The organism is Larkinella knui, assembly GCF_003858645.1.
GTDB classification, from domain to species: Bacteria; Bacteroidota; Bacteroidia; order Cytophagales; family Spirosomataceae; genus Larkinella; species Larkinella knui.
Map to the genome: position 1 here is coordinate 536,414 of NZ_RQJP01000001.1, position 15,253 is coordinate 551,666.

The 15,253-nt window shown below is 49.6% G+C and carries 12 protein-coding genes; 6 read left to right on the forward strand and 6 right to left on the reverse strand.

Annotated features, from left to right (window positions below):
- Positions 1-47: 47 nt before the first annotated feature.
- Positions 48-2,159: an OstA-like protein gene (locus EHT87_RS02145; RefSeq protein WP_229320802.1), complete on the reverse strand. Its 2,112-nt coding sequence runs from the start codon at positions 2,157-2,159 to the stop codon at positions 48-50.
- Positions 2,160-2,333: 174 nt separating this feature from the next.
- Between EHT87_RS02145 and tilS the strand changes: the two genes are divergently transcribed.
- Together tilS and EHT87_RS02155 are read left to right on the forward strand one after the other, a co-directional pair.
- A complete protein-coding gene (tilS, locus tag EHT87_RS02150; RefSeq protein ID WP_124903368.1) occupies positions 2,334-3,698 on the forward strand; it encodes a tRNA lysidine(34) synthetase TilS in 1,365 nt (454 codons plus the stop codon).
- Positions 3,699-3,818: 120 nt separating this feature from the next.
- Entirely contained in the window at positions 3,819-6,125 is a 2,307-nt protein-coding gene (locus tag EHT87_RS02155; RefSeq protein WP_124903370.1) for an OmpA family protein, read from the forward strand.
- A gap of 42 nt (positions 6,126-6,167) precedes the next feature.
- Here the strand turns inward: EHT87_RS02155 and EHT87_RS02160 are convergent, their stop codons facing one another.
- Complete coding sequence (locus EHT87_RS02160; RefSeq protein ID WP_124903372.1) at positions 6,168-6,956, reverse strand: SDR family NAD(P)-dependent oxidoreductase; 789 nt, start codon at positions 6,954-6,956, stop codon at positions 6,168-6,170.
- A 297-nt stretch (positions 6,957-7,253) separates the two neighbouring features.
- Between EHT87_RS02160 and EHT87_RS02165 the strand changes: the two genes are divergently transcribed.
- On the forward strand, positions 7,254-8,960 hold the full coding sequence (locus EHT87_RS02165; protein ID WP_124903374.1) for a sodium:solute symporter family protein: 1,707 nt from the start codon (positions 7,254-7,256) through the stop codon (positions 8,958-8,960).
- A gap of 59 nt (positions 8,961-9,019) precedes the next feature.
- Here EHT87_RS02165 and EHT87_RS02170 read toward each other — a convergent pair whose 3' ends face one another.
- Entirely contained in the window at positions 9,020-9,937 is a 918-nt protein-coding gene (locus tag EHT87_RS02170) for a DUF2911 domain-containing protein (protein WP_124903376.1), read from the reverse strand.
- 107 nt (positions 9,938-10,044) lie between these two features.
- Between EHT87_RS02170 and EHT87_RS02175 the strand changes: the two genes are divergently transcribed.
- Both EHT87_RS02175 and EHT87_RS02180 read left to right on the forward strand, forming a co-directional pair.
- A complete protein-coding gene (locus tag EHT87_RS02175) occupies positions 10,045-10,551 on the forward strand; it encodes an NUDIX hydrolase (protein WP_310587504.1) in 507 nt (168 codons plus the stop codon).
- Between the two features lie 91 nt (positions 10,552-10,642).
- Positions 10,643-11,023, forward strand: coding sequence for a hypothetical protein (locus EHT87_RS02180; RefSeq protein WP_124903380.1), 381 nt, complete (start codon positions 10,643-10,645; stop codon positions 11,021-11,023).
- 42 nt (positions 11,024-11,065) lie between these two features.
- On the opposite strand, the gene EHT87_RS02185 is transcribed toward EHT87_RS02180, so the two are convergent.
- The 3 genes from EHT87_RS02185 to EHT87_RS02195 are packed head-to-tail and all read right to left on the reverse strand — an operon-like array spanning position 11,066 to position 13,788.
- Complete coding sequence (locus EHT87_RS02185) at positions 11,066-11,569, reverse strand: O-acetyl-ADP-ribose deacetylase (protein WP_124903382.1); 504 nt, start codon at positions 11,567-11,569, stop codon at positions 11,066-11,068.
- Positions 11,570-11,580: 11 nt separating this feature from the next.
- Positions 11,581-13,206 (reverse strand): S8 family serine peptidase, encoded by a 1,626-nt coding sequence (locus EHT87_RS02190; RefSeq protein WP_124903384.1) that lies wholly within the window; start codon positions 13,204-13,206, stop codon positions 11,581-11,583.
- A 57-nt stretch (positions 13,207-13,263) separates the two neighbouring features.
- On the reverse strand, positions 13,264-13,788 hold the full coding sequence (locus EHT87_RS02195; protein ID WP_124903386.1) for a hypothetical protein: 525 nt from the start codon (positions 13,786-13,788) through the stop codon (positions 13,264-13,266).
- A 361-nt stretch (positions 13,789-14,149) separates the two neighbouring features.
- Here EHT87_RS02195 and EHT87_RS02200 point away from each other — a divergent pair, with 361 nt between their 5' ends.
- Positions 14,150-15,226 carry a hypothetical protein gene (locus EHT87_RS02200; RefSeq protein ID WP_124903388.1) on the forward strand — a complete coding sequence of 359 codons (1,077 nt, stop codon included), beginning with the start codon at positions 14,150-14,152 and terminating at the stop codon, positions 15,224-15,226.
- Positions 15,227-15,253: the final 27 nt, after the last annotated feature.

A 15,253-nucleotide genomic window follows, 5' to 3' on the forward strand; every position in this document is an offset into this window, starting at 1 on the left:
GGTTTAAAACAGAGTCATTTTTTTATTAACTATTTTTTGACTGCGGCTTAATTGCCGGGTTTTCGAACCGGTTTTTTATTTAGCTCTTTCTCCAGATCGCTCTCCTCCGTAGGAGAAGCCGTGTTCTGACGGGCGGGTTTGCTAACCGACCCGACACTTTTCAGTACTCCGCCCGCCGTGCTGTCTACCGGCTTTAAACGGTTTTCACTCCCGGTTGTAACCGGTATTTTAGACGGGTTAACTGGCTTTTCGGTCACTTTCCGGCCATTCTTTACTTCGTCTGGTGTTGTACTTCTTAGCGCATCGGTTTCTGTACTATCCATTATCTTCGTACGAATAGTACCCCCGATTTCAGCCTGTTTTTTAGGTTCAACGGCCGGAACAGGGGCCGGTTTACTGACCGGGCCGCCATCTTTAACGAATGTCTTTTCGGCGGTACTACCTGTATTTTTCCGAATCAGACTCTTGAGCTTGGGTTCATTGACCGGAACTTCCCGTTTCGTTGTCGCCGAAGCTTCAACCGGCAGGGTAGCTCCGGGATTTTTACCTGGGTTTACACTTGAAATGGTGGTCTGCATCGGCTCGGGCAACCCCAGAATTCGGGCTTTTGTGGGCTTTTCAGCGATGCGCCAATTGAAACCATCCAGCTGTTTATCGGCTTCTTTCAGTTCCTTTGGCGGAACCAGTTTAGAATCAGGCTGACCATAAAAGCTAATCCGGTTGACTTTACGATCGGCAAACCGGATGGTCATTTTACTACATAAGACCCGGTTCATTCCCACCATTTTATTGTTCTCATCAACGGCAAAATAAAGACTCTCTCCATTGCCTTCCACAATGACATGATCAATGTCGGAGCGGTCTTTTTTCTTGTCATACGTAAAATACGATGTCAGCGTCCGGCCTTTCACCTGGTTAAAGTTGAGCAGCGTATCTTGTGATATGACGAAAGAATGCCCCCGAAGTAACATTTTATGAATGCGGTTATTTTTCATTAAAGCGGTAATCGAGTCGCCTTCCATCTGATAATTCGTACTCCAGACAATCGGATCCTTAAAAAAGAAGATGGTCGAATCGGCCGTTTCATAGACAATCGAGTCGCATTTACTCTGCAAATCATTCTTGAAAACCAGCACATTTTTCTGACCTATCAGCCTGCGATACGTTGAATCCGCACTGGTATTCCCTTTCCGTCGTTTTGGATTGGGTAGTTCGAAAGACCAGAGGGTATCCGCCCGCATAAACAAGGTGTCCGAACTTGAAATACTTTTCACCAAGGCGTGCCCAATCATTCGGGCTACCCCGGCTTTTCGGTTATATCGCCCAAAATCGCCCGTCAGAATAGTTTTATCCCCTTTGGCCAAGAGCACTACATTCCCGCGCGCGGTGTAAAAATCATTGGCATTGTTCCCCACTAACGTATCCCCGGTCAGGGTGTATTTTTCCGTTTCGATGGTGGCCCTGCGCTGAAAATTCGACAACCGCGATACGGTATTGTAATCCCCATCTTTTGCAATCAAAACACCTTCCTTGCTCACGATCCGGGTCGGCCCCTGAAACGTTGCTATCTTGCTTAACGAATTGTAAAGCAACGAATCCGCGGTTAGGGTATACTGCGGATTGACCAGTTTGACGTTCTCGTGGAATGTGAACAGTTTGGTCTGGGTGTTGTAATAGCCTTCACGGCTGGTCAGAATGTTTTCCCGGTCGACGATTCGACCTTTGACTGGATAATGTGCAATACCGTTGGCCAGATCGTATTCCAGGCGCCGGGTAGTCAGTGTCATCTTCCGGTCTTTTAAAACCACCGTACGGCCTGTCACATTGGCCTGCCGGTTGGCGCCGAAATAAAACAACGTATCCCCCCTGACGCTCAGCGTATCGCCCTGAACCAATCGTACATTCCCGTAGGCTTCGATGACATTGGTAGTCAGATTTTGAACGGCACGATCGCAATACATCAGGGTATTTTTGTGCAGTAGCTCGACATTGCCGGTCAGTTTTCGAATTTCTTCCGTTCCTGACTGCAGACCTTCCAGTTGGTCGGCCCGTTTCAGGATCACAATATCACTCGCTGCCCCCGCCGATGGATTGCCAATCTGGCCCATTGCTGTACCTGCCAGCAAAACCAGTAGCACAACCAGAAGCCTGTGTATCATTCTGTTGGTATAGACGCTAATTTTATTCAAAGGGTTGCGATGCATGGAAAAAAATCTTCTAAACGACCTGAACTCGGATTATGCTGATTATTTGATTAATTATGATTTTAATTTCGATCCACAAGACCGATTAATCAGGGAACTGCGTTTCAGATCATTCCAGGGTACAAAATTATGGCTTTAGCCCAGAACCAGGCGCTTGAACGCCAGTTTTTAAGCTTTATTAACAAAGAACAACTTTTTGCCCAAACTGATTGCATTCTGCTGGCCATTAGTGGAGGGCTCGATTCGGTCGGCATGGCAGAGTTGTTTCGATTGGCGGGATTCCGATACGGGATTGCCCACGTAAATTTTCAATTGCGCGGAACTGACTCCGACCAGGATGAGGCTTTTGTGAAAGCGTTGGCGGAGCGGCATGGCGTCCGGTTTCATACCGTCCGCTTACCGGCAAAACAAGAAGCCGACCAGCGGGGCATTTCAACCCAAATGGCGGCCCGGCAACTACGCTATGCCTGGTTTGAGCAGGTAGCCCGGGAGTTCGGTTACAGCGGTATTGCGACGGCCCATCATCAGGATGATGTGCTGGAAACTATTCTGCTGAATCTGGTAAGGGGAACCGGCTTGACGGGTTTGCGGGGAATTCCGATCAAAAATGGGTTGATCATCAGGCCCTTGTGGTTTGCCAACCGGGACTCCATTGCCGAATACATCTCACAGAACGGGTTGGCATGGCGGGAAGACAGCTCCAATGCATCGAATCACTACCGGCGCAACCAGCTTCGCCATCAGCTCATTCCGGTTCTCAAGGAAATGAACCCCAATTTGCTGCAAACCCTGCAAACCACGGTCGCGCGCATACAATCAGCCGGCGTGTTGGTCGACCAGGAAATTCGGCGGTCGTGGGATACCCTGGCCATACCGAGTCCGGGCGGTTTTCTTCTTTCCATTGAACAGTTACTCGCCCAGAATGAATGGGAATACCGCTTGTCGGAATGGCTCAAACCGTTTGGGTTTCAGTATGTTCAGATCAGTCCGCTGGCCGAAGCCGTCCGGGCTGACGGTTTTGGACAAAAATTTTATTCGGCCTCCCATCAGGTAATTCGCGATCGGGAATTTTTACGAATCGAAACCCGGCAATCCGCTAGTTTTCAGCCGATTGTCCTGGATGCAGTACCGCTGGATGACGTTTTTGTTTGCGATCAGTTCTCGCTGCGATTCAAGGTCATCGATCCGTCGGACGATTTCCGGATTCCGACCAGTTCTCACATCGCCTGCCTGGATGCGGATCGGCTTGAGTGGCCTCTGACCATCCGGCTCTGGCAAACGGGCGACCGCTTCCGGCCACTTGGGATGACTGGGAATCAGACCGTTGGTAATTTTCTGACCAACCGGAAAGTGTCTCTGGCCGACCGCCGTTCTGCCTGGGTGGTGGTATCCGGCGAAAAGATAGCCTGGCTGATCGGTTATCGAACCGACGACCGGTTTCGGATTACTGAACAGACCAGAAAGATGGTAAAAATCGAGCGGCTGGACCTGTAAGATTTTGCATTTGCCCGACTCGCTTGCCGCGTGTGCAAGGATTCCTGTTTAAAATGTGATGTACAAGCAATTTTTGGCATCCCTTTTGATGATTTTAGGGAGCAACCCTTTCAATTCACTATGAACTATGTACGACTGTTATTTCTGAGTGCCATTCTGAGTGGAATGACGCTGGCCGTTCAGGCGCAAAGTGCGCGTCTGAAATCGGCTAACAAACAGTTTGAAAACCTGGCGTATGTGAACGCGGTCCGGGCCTACGAGGATTTTTTGCGGTTGGACAAAAAGAAAGACCCCGCCGAAGTTCAGGAGGCTTATACCAAACTGGGCTATAGTTACCGCGCCTTGCAGGACACCAAAAATGCGGAACGGATTTATGCCGATTTGCTGAAAGAGTTTCCCGAAACCGACTCGAAAAATTACCTGTATTACGCCCAGGCGCTGGCCGCCAATGGCAAATACCGGGATTCTCAAAAAATATACAGCAAGTACGGAGAAAAGCAAGAAGAGGATTTGCGGGGTGGGAAATTTACCGTATCCTACATGGATATGAATAAGTTTTATCAGGACTCATCCTCGTATCGGGTGGAGTTTTTGCCGGTCAACTCGCGTCAGGCGGATTTTAGTCCGATGTATTACCAGAATGGGCTGGCTTTTGTATCAGCCCGGGATGAAACCGGTCCCGTGAAGCGGGTTTTTGGCTGGAATCAAACGCCCTTTCTGGATTTGTATTTCTATCCCGATACGGCGGAACTTCAGAATAATGCCGGACTCGCGGCCCGGGCGGCTTCGTTGGGAGGGAGTACTACCACGGCTGAGGTTGCAGAGGCTACGCCCCTGGAAGACAAGCCCCTTTCAAAAACCGAACTCTTCAGCCGGACACTGAATACGAAATACCACGAAGGGCCCATGACTTTTTTCAAAGACCAAACCCGGATTATTTTTACCCGAAATAACACGGCCAGAGGGAAAAATGGCAAAAGCACCGATGGAATTCGTAAACTAAAGTTATACATCGCAGAAAATACCAAAGGAAGCTGGCAGAAAGTTGAAGAACTTCCGTTTTGCAGCAATGATTATTCGGTTGGACACCCGGCTTTGTCGCCCGATGATACCAAGCTCTATTTTGTGTCGGATATGCCGGGCGGTTTTGGCGGAACCGATATTTACGTCGTAGAATACAAGGACGGACAGTGGTCGTCGCCGGTAAATATGGGCAAAGAGATCAATACGGAAGGCAACGAAATGTTTCCGTTCATTGATGAAAATAACAACCTTTATTTTTCGTCAGACGGACACGAAGGGCTGGGCGGTTTGGACTTGTTTTATGCCGAGTTGCGCGAAGGCGTAGCGTTTAAAGGCGTACAAAATATGGGGTATCCCATTAATTCTGAAAAAGATGATTTCGGCCTGATCACCACGAAAAACCGCACTTCCGGCTACTTCAGCAGCAATCGGAAAAGGGGCGTCAGTGACGATAATATTTATAGTTTCCGACGCACCTGTAAACAGTTGAACATCTTCGTCTATGATGCCAAAACGAATGAACCCATTGCCGTTGCCGACGTTCGGGTCATCAAAGCGGGCATCAATCAGGATCTGCGGTTTACGGGAATAGATGGAAAAACCGGTTTCTGTGTCGATGCCAATATTGACTATGAGTTCAAAGCCATCAAGGAAGGATATTCGCCCAACAGCATCCGGTTTTCGACCATGACCCAATCGGAAAGGCCCGTCATGACGGTGTCAATTTATCTGGAGAAAAGCGAAAATACACTGGTAAAAGGTACCGTAAAAACCGAGGTCAACCAGGAACCGGCGCCGGGCGTTACTGTAACGCTGCGGAATGAAAAGGATAAATCGGAGCAGCAGGTGGTAACCGGAAAGGATGGTAAGTATGAATTTGAAATGAAACCGGGTGCTCCCTACACGCTTACGACTCAGAAAAACCGCTACACGGCCAATCAGGAACAGATCCCGAAAATGAAAGCCGGTAAGAATCCGAAATTGATTGAAAAGCAGCAGGGCATTTACGGCGAAGGCGATGTGTTTGAGTTGAAAAATATTTATTACGATCTCAACAAGTTCTTTATCCGGCCGGATGCTGCTCACGAACTTGACCATCTGGCGACGCTATTGCGGAAATATCCCGAAATGAAAATTGAACTGCGATCACACACCGACAGCCGGGCCAGCGATGCGTATAATATGCAATTATCCGAAAACCGGGCCAGGGCCGCTGTCGATTACCTCGTCAACCGGGGGATTGAACCTGCTCGGTTGAATTCTCTGGGACTGGGCGAAAGCGAAATCCTGAATGGCTGTACCGACGACATCGCCTGTCCTGAGAGTAAACACCAGAAAAACCGGAGAACGGAATTCAGAATCGTTTCGGTGCAGCGAAATACCCCCGAGTCGGCCGGAAAATGACGGTATCCGTACAGGAAACCCGTTCTTGACCCGTGTCGGTTTTCAGATCAGGGTTCCGCCATCGGCGTGGAATAGACTGCCGGTGCAGTAAGCCGACGCATCGGAGGCCAGAAACAGCGCCAGAGGGCTGATTTCGTCCGTGGTTCCCATGCGGGCGATGGGCAAACGGTCGGTGAAGTGGGCCAGAATCGTTTCGTCCTGCCACAGGGCCTGACTAAACTTGGTTTTGATCAGACCGGGACAAATGGCATTGACGCGGATGTGGTCAGCCCCCCATTCTTTTGCCAGCACTTTGGTGAGCATATTCAATCCCGCTTTACTGACGCTGTAGATGCCCAAACCGGGATCGGGCGTTTCACCTGCAATGCTGCTCATCATGATAATGCTGCCACCGCCCCGTGCTTTCATAAGCGGGTACACCATTTTACTGAGTTCAAAAGGAGCCTTGACATTCACTTGCATGATTTTATCGAATGCCGCCAGATCGCAGTCAATGGCTGGCCCGAAAACCGGATTCGTAGCCGCGTTATTCACCAGGATGTCAATTCCACCGTATAAATCTACCGTCTTATCCACAAGGTGGCGCAGTTGGTCGTGGTCGCCGGCATGGGCGGCAATACCGCTGGCTTCGCCACCTTCGTTCCGTATTTCGGCCACAACGCCGTCGAGGCTACTCTGCCGGCGGCTACTGATCACCACGCTGGCTCCGAAACGGGCAAAAATGCGGGCGATATCTTCACCGATTCCTTTGCTTGCTCCAGTGATTAATGCCACCTTGCCGTCCAAACCAAAAATTGATTTCTCTACTTCTTTTCCGGGTAGATTTGCCATATTTGCCAGTGACTTTTTCACGTTTCGGGGAAAGCCTGATCGCAAACTATCGTTATTATTGAATATTTCAAAAATAAGATTGGATCGTTTTGATACCGGCACGGATCGTCGGCATACGAGAGGTGCTTAAATTTCGTTGCATACAATAAGGTAAAGAGCCAGCCACCGTTCACTTATGACCCCAAAACCTACCGATCTTCCACCTTTTATCCGTTCCTGGCGTCAGCTTTACCTGATTGTAATTGGTAGCTTACTGCTTGAAATCGTCTTGTTTTACGGGTTTATGCGTTATTTTTCATGAGCAGTCTCGATTGGCTCATCCTGGCCGGGACGCTGGCCATTATCATTATTTATGGGGTGGTTCGGAGCCGGGGTAGTCGCAATATGGACGATTATCTGCTGGCGGATCAGTCCTTGCCCTGGTACCATGTTTGTCTGTCGGTTATGGCAACCCAGGCCAGTGCCATTACGTTTCTTTCCACACCGGGTCAGGCTTTTACAGATGGAATGCGGTTTGTACAGTTTTATTTTGGGCTGCCGCTGGCCATGGTCGTACTCGCCATTACCTTCGTTCCCATATTTCATAAATTAAAAGTCTTTACGGCCTACGAATACCTTGAATCCCGGTTCGACGCCCGCGTTCGGGTCTTTACGGCCCTGTTGTTTCTTCTGCAACGCGGCTTATCGACGGGGCTTTCCATTTATGCTCCTTCCATCATTCTATCGACTATTTTAGGGTGGAACATTTTCTGGACCAATATCATTATGGGCGGTATTGTGCTGGTATACACCGTTACGGGGGGAGCCAAAGCAATTTCGTATACCCATCTGCAGCAGATGCTGATTGTGACGGTAGCCATGTTTATTGCCGGCTGGATGACGGTTCATTTATTGCCCGCCAATGTCGGATTTATGGATGCGTTGCAAGTGGCCGGGAAGGCCGGACGACTCAATACCATCGATCTTAAATTTGACCCCAACAGCCGCTATAATCTCTGGTCGGGGCTTATTGGCGGTTTTTTTCTGCAATTATCGTACTTCGGAACCGACCAGTCACAGGTAGGGCGGTATTTAACCGGTCAGTCGATTGGCCAGAGTCGGCTGGGGCTATTAGCCAATGGCATGTTGAAAGTGCCGATGCAGTTTTTAATCCTCCTGGTGGGGGTGCTGGTATTTGTATTTTACCAGTTTAATCCTTCACCGGTATTTTTCAACAAAGTCGAAACCGATCAGCTCTTGAAAAGCAAATACGCCGATCAATACCGCCAGTTGGAAACCGAACACCAGACGATTGCGGCCCGGCGTCAGAAAGCGGTTTTGACCTTGAATAAGGCGCTTACCGAACAAAATACGGCTTCAGTCGAAGCGACGAAAGCCGTAATTGTCCAAACCGATGAAGAAGCTAAATTGGTTAAAAGTCAGGTTGTTGAGCTGATTAAAAAGAATAACCCGGTGGGTGATACGAGTGACGTAAATTATGTTTTTCTCCGTTTTGTCCTTGATTTTCTTCCCCACGGTCTGATCGGTTTGCTGATCGCCGTTATTTTTAGTGCATCCATGGGATCGATTGCCGCTGCCTATAGTTCGCTGGCCTCCACAACGGTTGTGGATATTTACAAACGGTTATTTTGCAAAAACTATTCCGATGGACATTATTTGATGGCTTCCAAAATTTCGACTATCATTTGGGGCGTATTCTGCATTATTGTAGCGCAATTCGCCAGCAAATTAGGGAGCATGATCGAAGCCGTAAACATCTTAGGCTCTTTATTTTATGGGGTTATTCTGGGGATTTTTCTGGTTGCTTTTTATTTTAAATCGATAGGAGGGAAGGCCACGTTTTGGGCGGCTGTGATCACCGAAGGCCTGGTGATTTGGTGCTGGCAGGTCGAATTAACCGCATTTCTGTGGTTGAATGTAATTGGCTGCGTACTTTTGATTGGAATTGCGTGGCTGCTGGAACAGGTTATACCATCGAAACATGAAGCTTCGGCTAGCCAATAAATAAAAAACCGCCTTCAATTACGAACAATTGAAGGCGGTTTTCTGAGATGCATAAACACTTACGCTTTCTTCTTTTTCCCTTTTAGTACTTTGGAAGCCACCGGTATCAGGGCCTGATAATCAGAAACCCCTTTCTGGATGCCTTCTTTGTAGAACTTGAAAATCGGATCATTGGATGCGTCACCCAAAGCCAGTGCTTTCTGCGCCAGCGGTAGCGCTTCAGCAGCTTTGCCCATTTTTGCTAGAATCTGGGCCTTTATCCAGACATTCATATAGGTTTCTTTCAGGCCAATCGACTTGTCGGCCCACGCCAGTGCCTGATCCAGATTGCGGTTTTTGGATAGATTCCAGTTTGCTGCGGCTTGCAGAACACCAGCATCTTCGGGTTTGTCGGCCACGGCTTTTTCCACATTCGCCTGGGCATTTGCGATCACATCAACTTTCAAACTGGCGGTAGCCCGTGTATCCGCCCAGGAAAAGTTTAAATTTGCCGTACTGTCGGTCAGGTCGCCGAAGCCAATGGTGAACGTTTCGTAGGGGCGGGCCGTTTTCTCGGACTTCATCTGAACCCGGAGGGCATCTTCTTCTTTTTTGTATCCATTGGGAGCGCCTTCTTCGGCGGTGGCCGTCAGGTTTTTATTGAAAATCAGCGTCCATTCGTTCTGATTCGGAATAGTAAAAACCGAGTAGCTTCCGGCGGGCAGTTTTTGTCCCTGTACCATCACGTCGGTTGTCGTTTTGAAATTCGTAGCGCCATTGGCACCCGTGCGCCATAGCTGGCCAAGCGGAGCAAGGGGCGTCTGGTTGCCCAAAGCGGTACGGCCTTTTAAACTGGGACGGGAGTAGGTTACGGTCAAGTCGGTGGTGCCAACCGTTTGCATTACCGTTGCCCCCGGGCTGGCTTGCGGCAATTTAATCTGGGCGATGGCTACCTGAGCAGCGAGAGTCAGTGTGGTTAAGAGAAAAATCTTTTTCATGGTTTAATTATTGTATGTCGTAGTAATTACGGGACGAAATTGCAGTTTTTTCCAGTTAAACCCAAGAGTCATTTTCGAATATGCACCGTCAACCTTTGTTAAGTCTGTTGAAAAATCACCAACCTGCCACGGATGAGGAGCGGCTGATGCTGGAGCAAACCATTGCGTTTGTGGCGAATCAACCCGATTGCTTTGAAAGACACTTGACGATCGGCCATGTTACCGGTTCTGCCTGGATTGTTAGCCCCGACCGGCAGCAGGTGGTGCTCCTGCATCATCGCAAACTTGACCGCTGGCTTCAGCCCGGCGGACACGCCGACGGTGATCCGGATATTCTTGGGGTGGCGCTGCGGGAAGCGGAAGAAGAAACCGGTCTGGAAAATTTAAAAGTTGTCTCCTCTTCGATTTTTGACGTGGATGTTCACGCTATTCCCGCGCGAGGTTCCGAACCTGAACACCGGCATTATGACATCCGGTTTTTACTCGAAGCCGACCCCCGTCAACCTTTCATTCAAACACAGGAGACGAAAGAGGTTCGGTGGGTAGCTGTTAATGAAATTCAAAAATTTACTGCGGAAGGATCGATAATACGAATGAATTTAAAGAAAAAATAGAATAACTATAAAACCAGGTACTATTTATTGTGTTACATTAGCGTCGGAAACACAATTGCTGTTTTCTGAGTATAACAAAACCACAGCTAGTATGAAGACGATAATGAAGACCTGCCTGGGTCTGCTGGCGGTAGCATTGACTATGCCGGGAATTGCGCAGGATAAAGTAAAGAATGACCCTACGTATTCGACTGCCAATTACAAACACCCCAATAAAGCCACGTCAGCCCGGCAGTGGGAGCCCGAATCAGGCATTGAATTTCGGATCCGGAGACGCCAGCCCCAAACGATTGCCGCTTATCGCGAGCAGCAGCGCCGGGGCGGATTTGGGGATGCGGCCATTTCGATTCCGGCCAAACCAACCTTGGCAAACCGGAATTATAAGCAACAGAACCGGATGGTTACACCCCAGCCTGCGAATAAACCGGAAATGGCAACCCGCGTCGAAACCGATGAAAGTGTGGGTAATTAGGGTGAACTTTCCGACGCTGTCAGGCGCGTGCAGGCGAGTTGGTCAGGCTGCTAGTTTTTGCTGGTAAAGCCGGTAGTTCACTTCATCGAAGCAAACGAACTGGATTTCCAGGCGAGCGGTTTTATGCTGTTCCAGAAAGTTCTGTACGGTTTCGATGGCAATCGTGCAGGCTTTGTCTTTTGGAAATCCATAAATACCGGTGCTGATATTGGGAAAGGCAATCGAAGTGAGGCCGCGTTCCGTAGCAATTTCCAGCACCCGGCGGTAACAGCTCGCCAATAATTCCGGCTCCTGGTTTTGGCCGCCTTGCCAGACGGGCCCGACGGTGTGAATGACGTAGTTAGCGGGTAACCGGTACCCCTTGGTTATTTTCGCATCGCCGGTTTTACAGCCATTCAACGTACGGCATTCGGCCAGTAATTCGGGTCCGGCAGCCCGATGAATGGCTCCATCGACACCGCCACCGCCCAGCAGACTCGAATTCGCGGCATTGACAATGGCATCGACGGAGCATTTGGTAATATCACCCTGAATAACCTGAATCATCCGTAGAGTCGTTAGTATTTCATCAGTTTCACCGTCCGTTTGGCACTTTCGCTCGATAGCGTCAGAAAGTAAAGGCCGGGCGACAAACTCAGCGTCTGTAGTGAAAAATTAGCCACCCGGTCGGACGTATAGTTTTGCCGCCACACCACTTGTCCCGCCGAATTGGTCACCATCATGTCGATGGTCTGGTTCAGCGGTATTTCATTCCACTGAACCGTCAGCCGGTCCGCATTGGTAAACGGATTCGGATAAATCAGCAGGGAATAGGCCTCAGCCGCAATGGCCGATGCCCGCTCGAAGTTCGGAATACCGTATCCTAATTCCGCATCGGGCCTGGTAAACTGGCTGCCTGATTGCCGTAAACACTCAATAACCTGTTGCGCCGTCAAACGCGGGTTGGCCTGCCAAAAACCGGCGGCCAGCGCGGCCACCAACGGGGAAGAATAGGAAGTGCCGTTGCCTGCCGACACGGTGCCGCCCGGCGACCCCAACGTTGTGCCGGACCCCAGGGCTACCAAATCCGGTTTGATTCGGCCGTCAGCGGTGGGGCCAAACGAACTGAACGGCGACCGGATGCCATTTCGGTCGACGGCGCCAATGGACAAGACCGTCGGCACATCCGCCGGAGCCCCGATGTAATGCCAGGGATCATTGCCTTCATTTCCGGCAGAAACCACCACCAGCATGCCGGCTTCGGCAGCCCAGCGGGCGGCCCGGCTAATGAGCGTAGTCTGGCCGTTCAGATCCTGGTACGTATGATTTTGGGAAGGGTCGTCAAAGGTGGTATAGCCTAATGATGAGTTGATTACGTCCACGCCGGTACTGTCGGCATACTCGGCGCCCAGCAGCCAGTTGGCTTCTTCAACGGGTGTTTCGCTGGCTGCATCTTCGGTTCGGAGCAACAGATAGGAGGCTTTATAGGCGGGGCCGATCAGTTGTCTTTCCTGATAACCGGCCATGATCGACAGGACACCTAACCCGTGAGAATCGTCCTCGTAGACACTGGTTTCTTTCTGGACAAAATCATACGTGCCGACTACCCGGTTTTCCTGGAAAAGCGGGGCCAGGAACGGAACCTGATTGGCATTGCGAAAACCGGCATCCAGAATAGCCACCAGCATACCTTCGCCGTGAAAACCCTGTGCATGCATTTTATCGACGCCAATCTGAATCAGTTGGTCGCTGGAATTGCCGTAGAGAGTTGGATCATCAATCTGTTCCCGTTTATTTTTTTGCGGATTGGCCGTCAACTGGGCGTACCCGATCCGGGCGTTGCCGATGGAGCGATTGCTTTCAACGCCCTGCACGAACGGCAGCGCCCGAATGGTGGCCAGGTTCGATTCGCTTGTTTCAACCAAAACCGCATTAGCCCAGCGCGACGTAAACCATATTTTGGCGCCGGTCTGGCGGATCGCGGCAACATAGGTCGGATTGACCGGTAAATCTTTTTCCAGCACCGAAATACCCTGTTTACCACGTCGCTGAATGGCCCGCTGGGACAGAAATTGCTCCGGCCGGCTCACGGAATACGGCGTATTGGCTTTATCTTTCAGGAGGATCAGGTATTTGCGGTTTTGGGCTTGGGCCGCTACTCCGCTAATGACCAGAACAAGCAGAAACAGTACGGATTTTTTCATACGTTCATTCAGGCTATAGGTTCATTCTTCCCTTTCTTCGGAAGGAGAAGCAGAAACTTAGTTTAATTCAATCGAACCCGCATACGATTTGGGCTGCGAATACAGGGGTAGGCCCAACAATTTCCACCGCAATAGCCCTGCTACTGAATACGCATAATTCGGGCCATTTGTTGCACGAACCGAAATGGAAGTCGGTTCCCAGTCGTACCCCGTAATAAAACCCGACCAAACCGAATAGGCTTCTGCCGGTATGGTCTGGCTGGACGATTTTTTAACTCCATAGAAAACGTTCAAGTCAATTTCGGAAATCCAGGTTTCATCAATTTTGATGCGGGCGAATTTTAATCCACCCGGCGCAAGGCTGTCCCGGGAGATGAACGTCCACTTTTCTACATTAGAATTTCCTTTAAAACCCGCTCTTTTTGGGCCTGAATTAGCGACAAAAGATAAAAGTCCGAAAGCGAAAATAAGGGCAGCATACAGGCTGATCCGTTCTTTAATGAACCTTGTGGCCTGAAAACACAGCCCGATAAAGTAAACGGCTACTACCAGGTTTAGTACCGTCCAAAAAAGATACAGCATGGGATAAAAAAGTTACGACAGGCCCCGTTCCAGCTATCCGTGGGGTTTCGCTGACAAAGGTGCATGTTTTTTATTTCTATTCACCACCAGCGTTTTGATTGGCCTTTCAACCGTATCCTCTGATTAACCACCGGGGCTCTGTTTTGTTGAGAAACGTCAATCGATTTGGCCGCTGGTTCAGGCAGCGCACAACCAGGCTCTGTAGGATGCGCAAACGGATTGTAAACAAGCCATTCGTTCAGCCAAGTAGAGGCTGCTTCCGAATCCTCAATAAACCGACCGCTTAATAAGTGGAACGCCAACGTATATAGGACCGGCGGACTTTATTGCCAGAAATCTACCTAAAACCCGTTCGTCTCGTATGAAACTATTGTTCTATGGCTGGCTTTTGATGATCAGTCCGCTTGCGTTTGCAAAAAAACCGGATACCGCCCCAAAAGCCCCTTTTACCGGAATGACTACCATTACCTGGATTGGTTTTGGGAATCAAACCGTCAGTTCACCCATTCCGGTTGGCGTTGTTACTATGACGGCACCAACGCCGTTTGCCTATCCCAAGAAAGTGGATATTCAGAAAAATGTTTACTACCAGGAAATCGTCCTGGTTAATTCGACTTTCAAGCCGGCTAATCCGGTGACGAAACCACCCATCGTGGGCAACTGGTTCGTGCGCCGACAGGTCCTGAGCGTAAAAGACGGCAAAACCGAGGTGCTGCAAACCACGCGTTTATCGATTAATAAAAATGCCGAAGCTACCGACAAGGCCGACCAAAGCCTGTCGGCCAAGGCCACGCATGTTGAATACCGGATTGGGCGGACGGAGAAAATCATTGGGAAACCAGGACCCGGTAAAATACTCAAAACAACCACCATCGAAGTATTTCCGCACGATGCGGTTCGGATTGCCCTTCCAATGGCGACCATTTTCTCCAACATCTGCCAGGTGAAAGATGTGGTGACGCGACCCATTCCCTGCGAATTTCAGATGGTTAAGTTTCAGATCATTGGCAAAAGCGGAAAAGTGCTTTACGAAACCAGTGCAGTAGAGAATGGCCCTGCCATTAAAATACCTGATGAAGAGTGGGTAAAGACTGACGGAGCCTTTCGGTATATCGACGCCAAATGGACCATCAAACGGATACACAAACCCAATTTTCCGGTCAACAAGGGTTACCTCATTAGCTGGGGGCAGTCGGGGAGTGACTTTAATGCTGAAGTTGACACGCACGCCCCGCTGGCATCCGATTTGCAACTGGACGGGACAATTGGGAAGGAATTTACGATCCCGTTTCAGGTCAAAAAGTCATCGCCTAACACCGGGCTTGTTACGAAGGTAGGAGAACTGATTTTGGAAAATGATGTAACCAAAACGAAATTTTCCAAGTCGCAGATGCCCGGAGCTACCCGGGCGGAAGCGTATATCCGGTTGAACTGGTAAAAATTCAAATTAAAAAACCGTCCTTCA

What these genes read in the sequence shown, in the direction of transcription:
- EHT87_RS02145 (WP_229320802.1), bottom strand. Translation starts at nt 2,159, where the DNA reads ATGATACACAGGCTTCTGGTTGTGCTACTGGTTTTGCTGGCAGGTACA.
- tilS (WP_124903368.1), top strand. Translation starts at nt 2,334, where the DNA reads ATGGCTTTAGCCCAGAACCAGGCGCTTGAACGCCAGTTTTTAAGCTTT.
- EHT87_RS02155 (WP_124903370.1), top strand. Translation starts at nt 3,819, where the DNA reads ATGAACTATGTACGACTGTTATTTCTGAGTGCCATTCTGAGTGGAATG.
- EHT87_RS02160 (WP_124903372.1), bottom strand. Translation starts at nt 6,956, where the DNA reads ATGGCAAATCTACCCGGAAAAGAAGTAGAGAAATCAATTTTTGGTTTG.
- EHT87_RS02165 (WP_124903374.1), top strand. Translation starts at nt 7,254, where the DNA reads ATGAGCAGTCTCGATTGGCTCATCCTGGCCGGGACGCTGGCCATTATC.
- EHT87_RS02170 (WP_124903376.1), bottom strand. Translation starts at nt 9,937, where the DNA reads ATGAAAAAGATTTTTCTCTTAACCACACTGACTCTCGCTGCTCAGGTA.
- EHT87_RS02180 (WP_124903380.1), top strand. Translation starts at nt 10,643, where the DNA reads ATGAAGACGATAATGAAGACCTGCCTGGGTCTGCTGGCGGTAGCATTG.
- EHT87_RS02185 (WP_124903382.1), bottom strand. Translation starts at nt 11,569, where the DNA reads ATGATTCAGGTTATTCAGGGTGATATTACCAAATGCTCCGTCGATGCC.
- EHT87_RS02190 (WP_124903384.1), bottom strand. Translation starts at nt 13,206, where the DNA reads ATGAAAAAATCCGTACTGTTTCTGCTTGTTCTGGTCATTAGCGGAGTA.
- EHT87_RS02195 (WP_124903386.1), bottom strand. Translation starts at nt 13,788, where the DNA reads ATGCTGTATCTTTTTTGGACGGTACTAAACCTGGTAGTAGCCGTTTAC.
- EHT87_RS02200 (WP_124903388.1), top strand. Translation starts at nt 14,150, where the DNA reads ATGAAACTATTGTTCTATGGCTGGCTTTTGATGATCAGTCCGCTTGCG.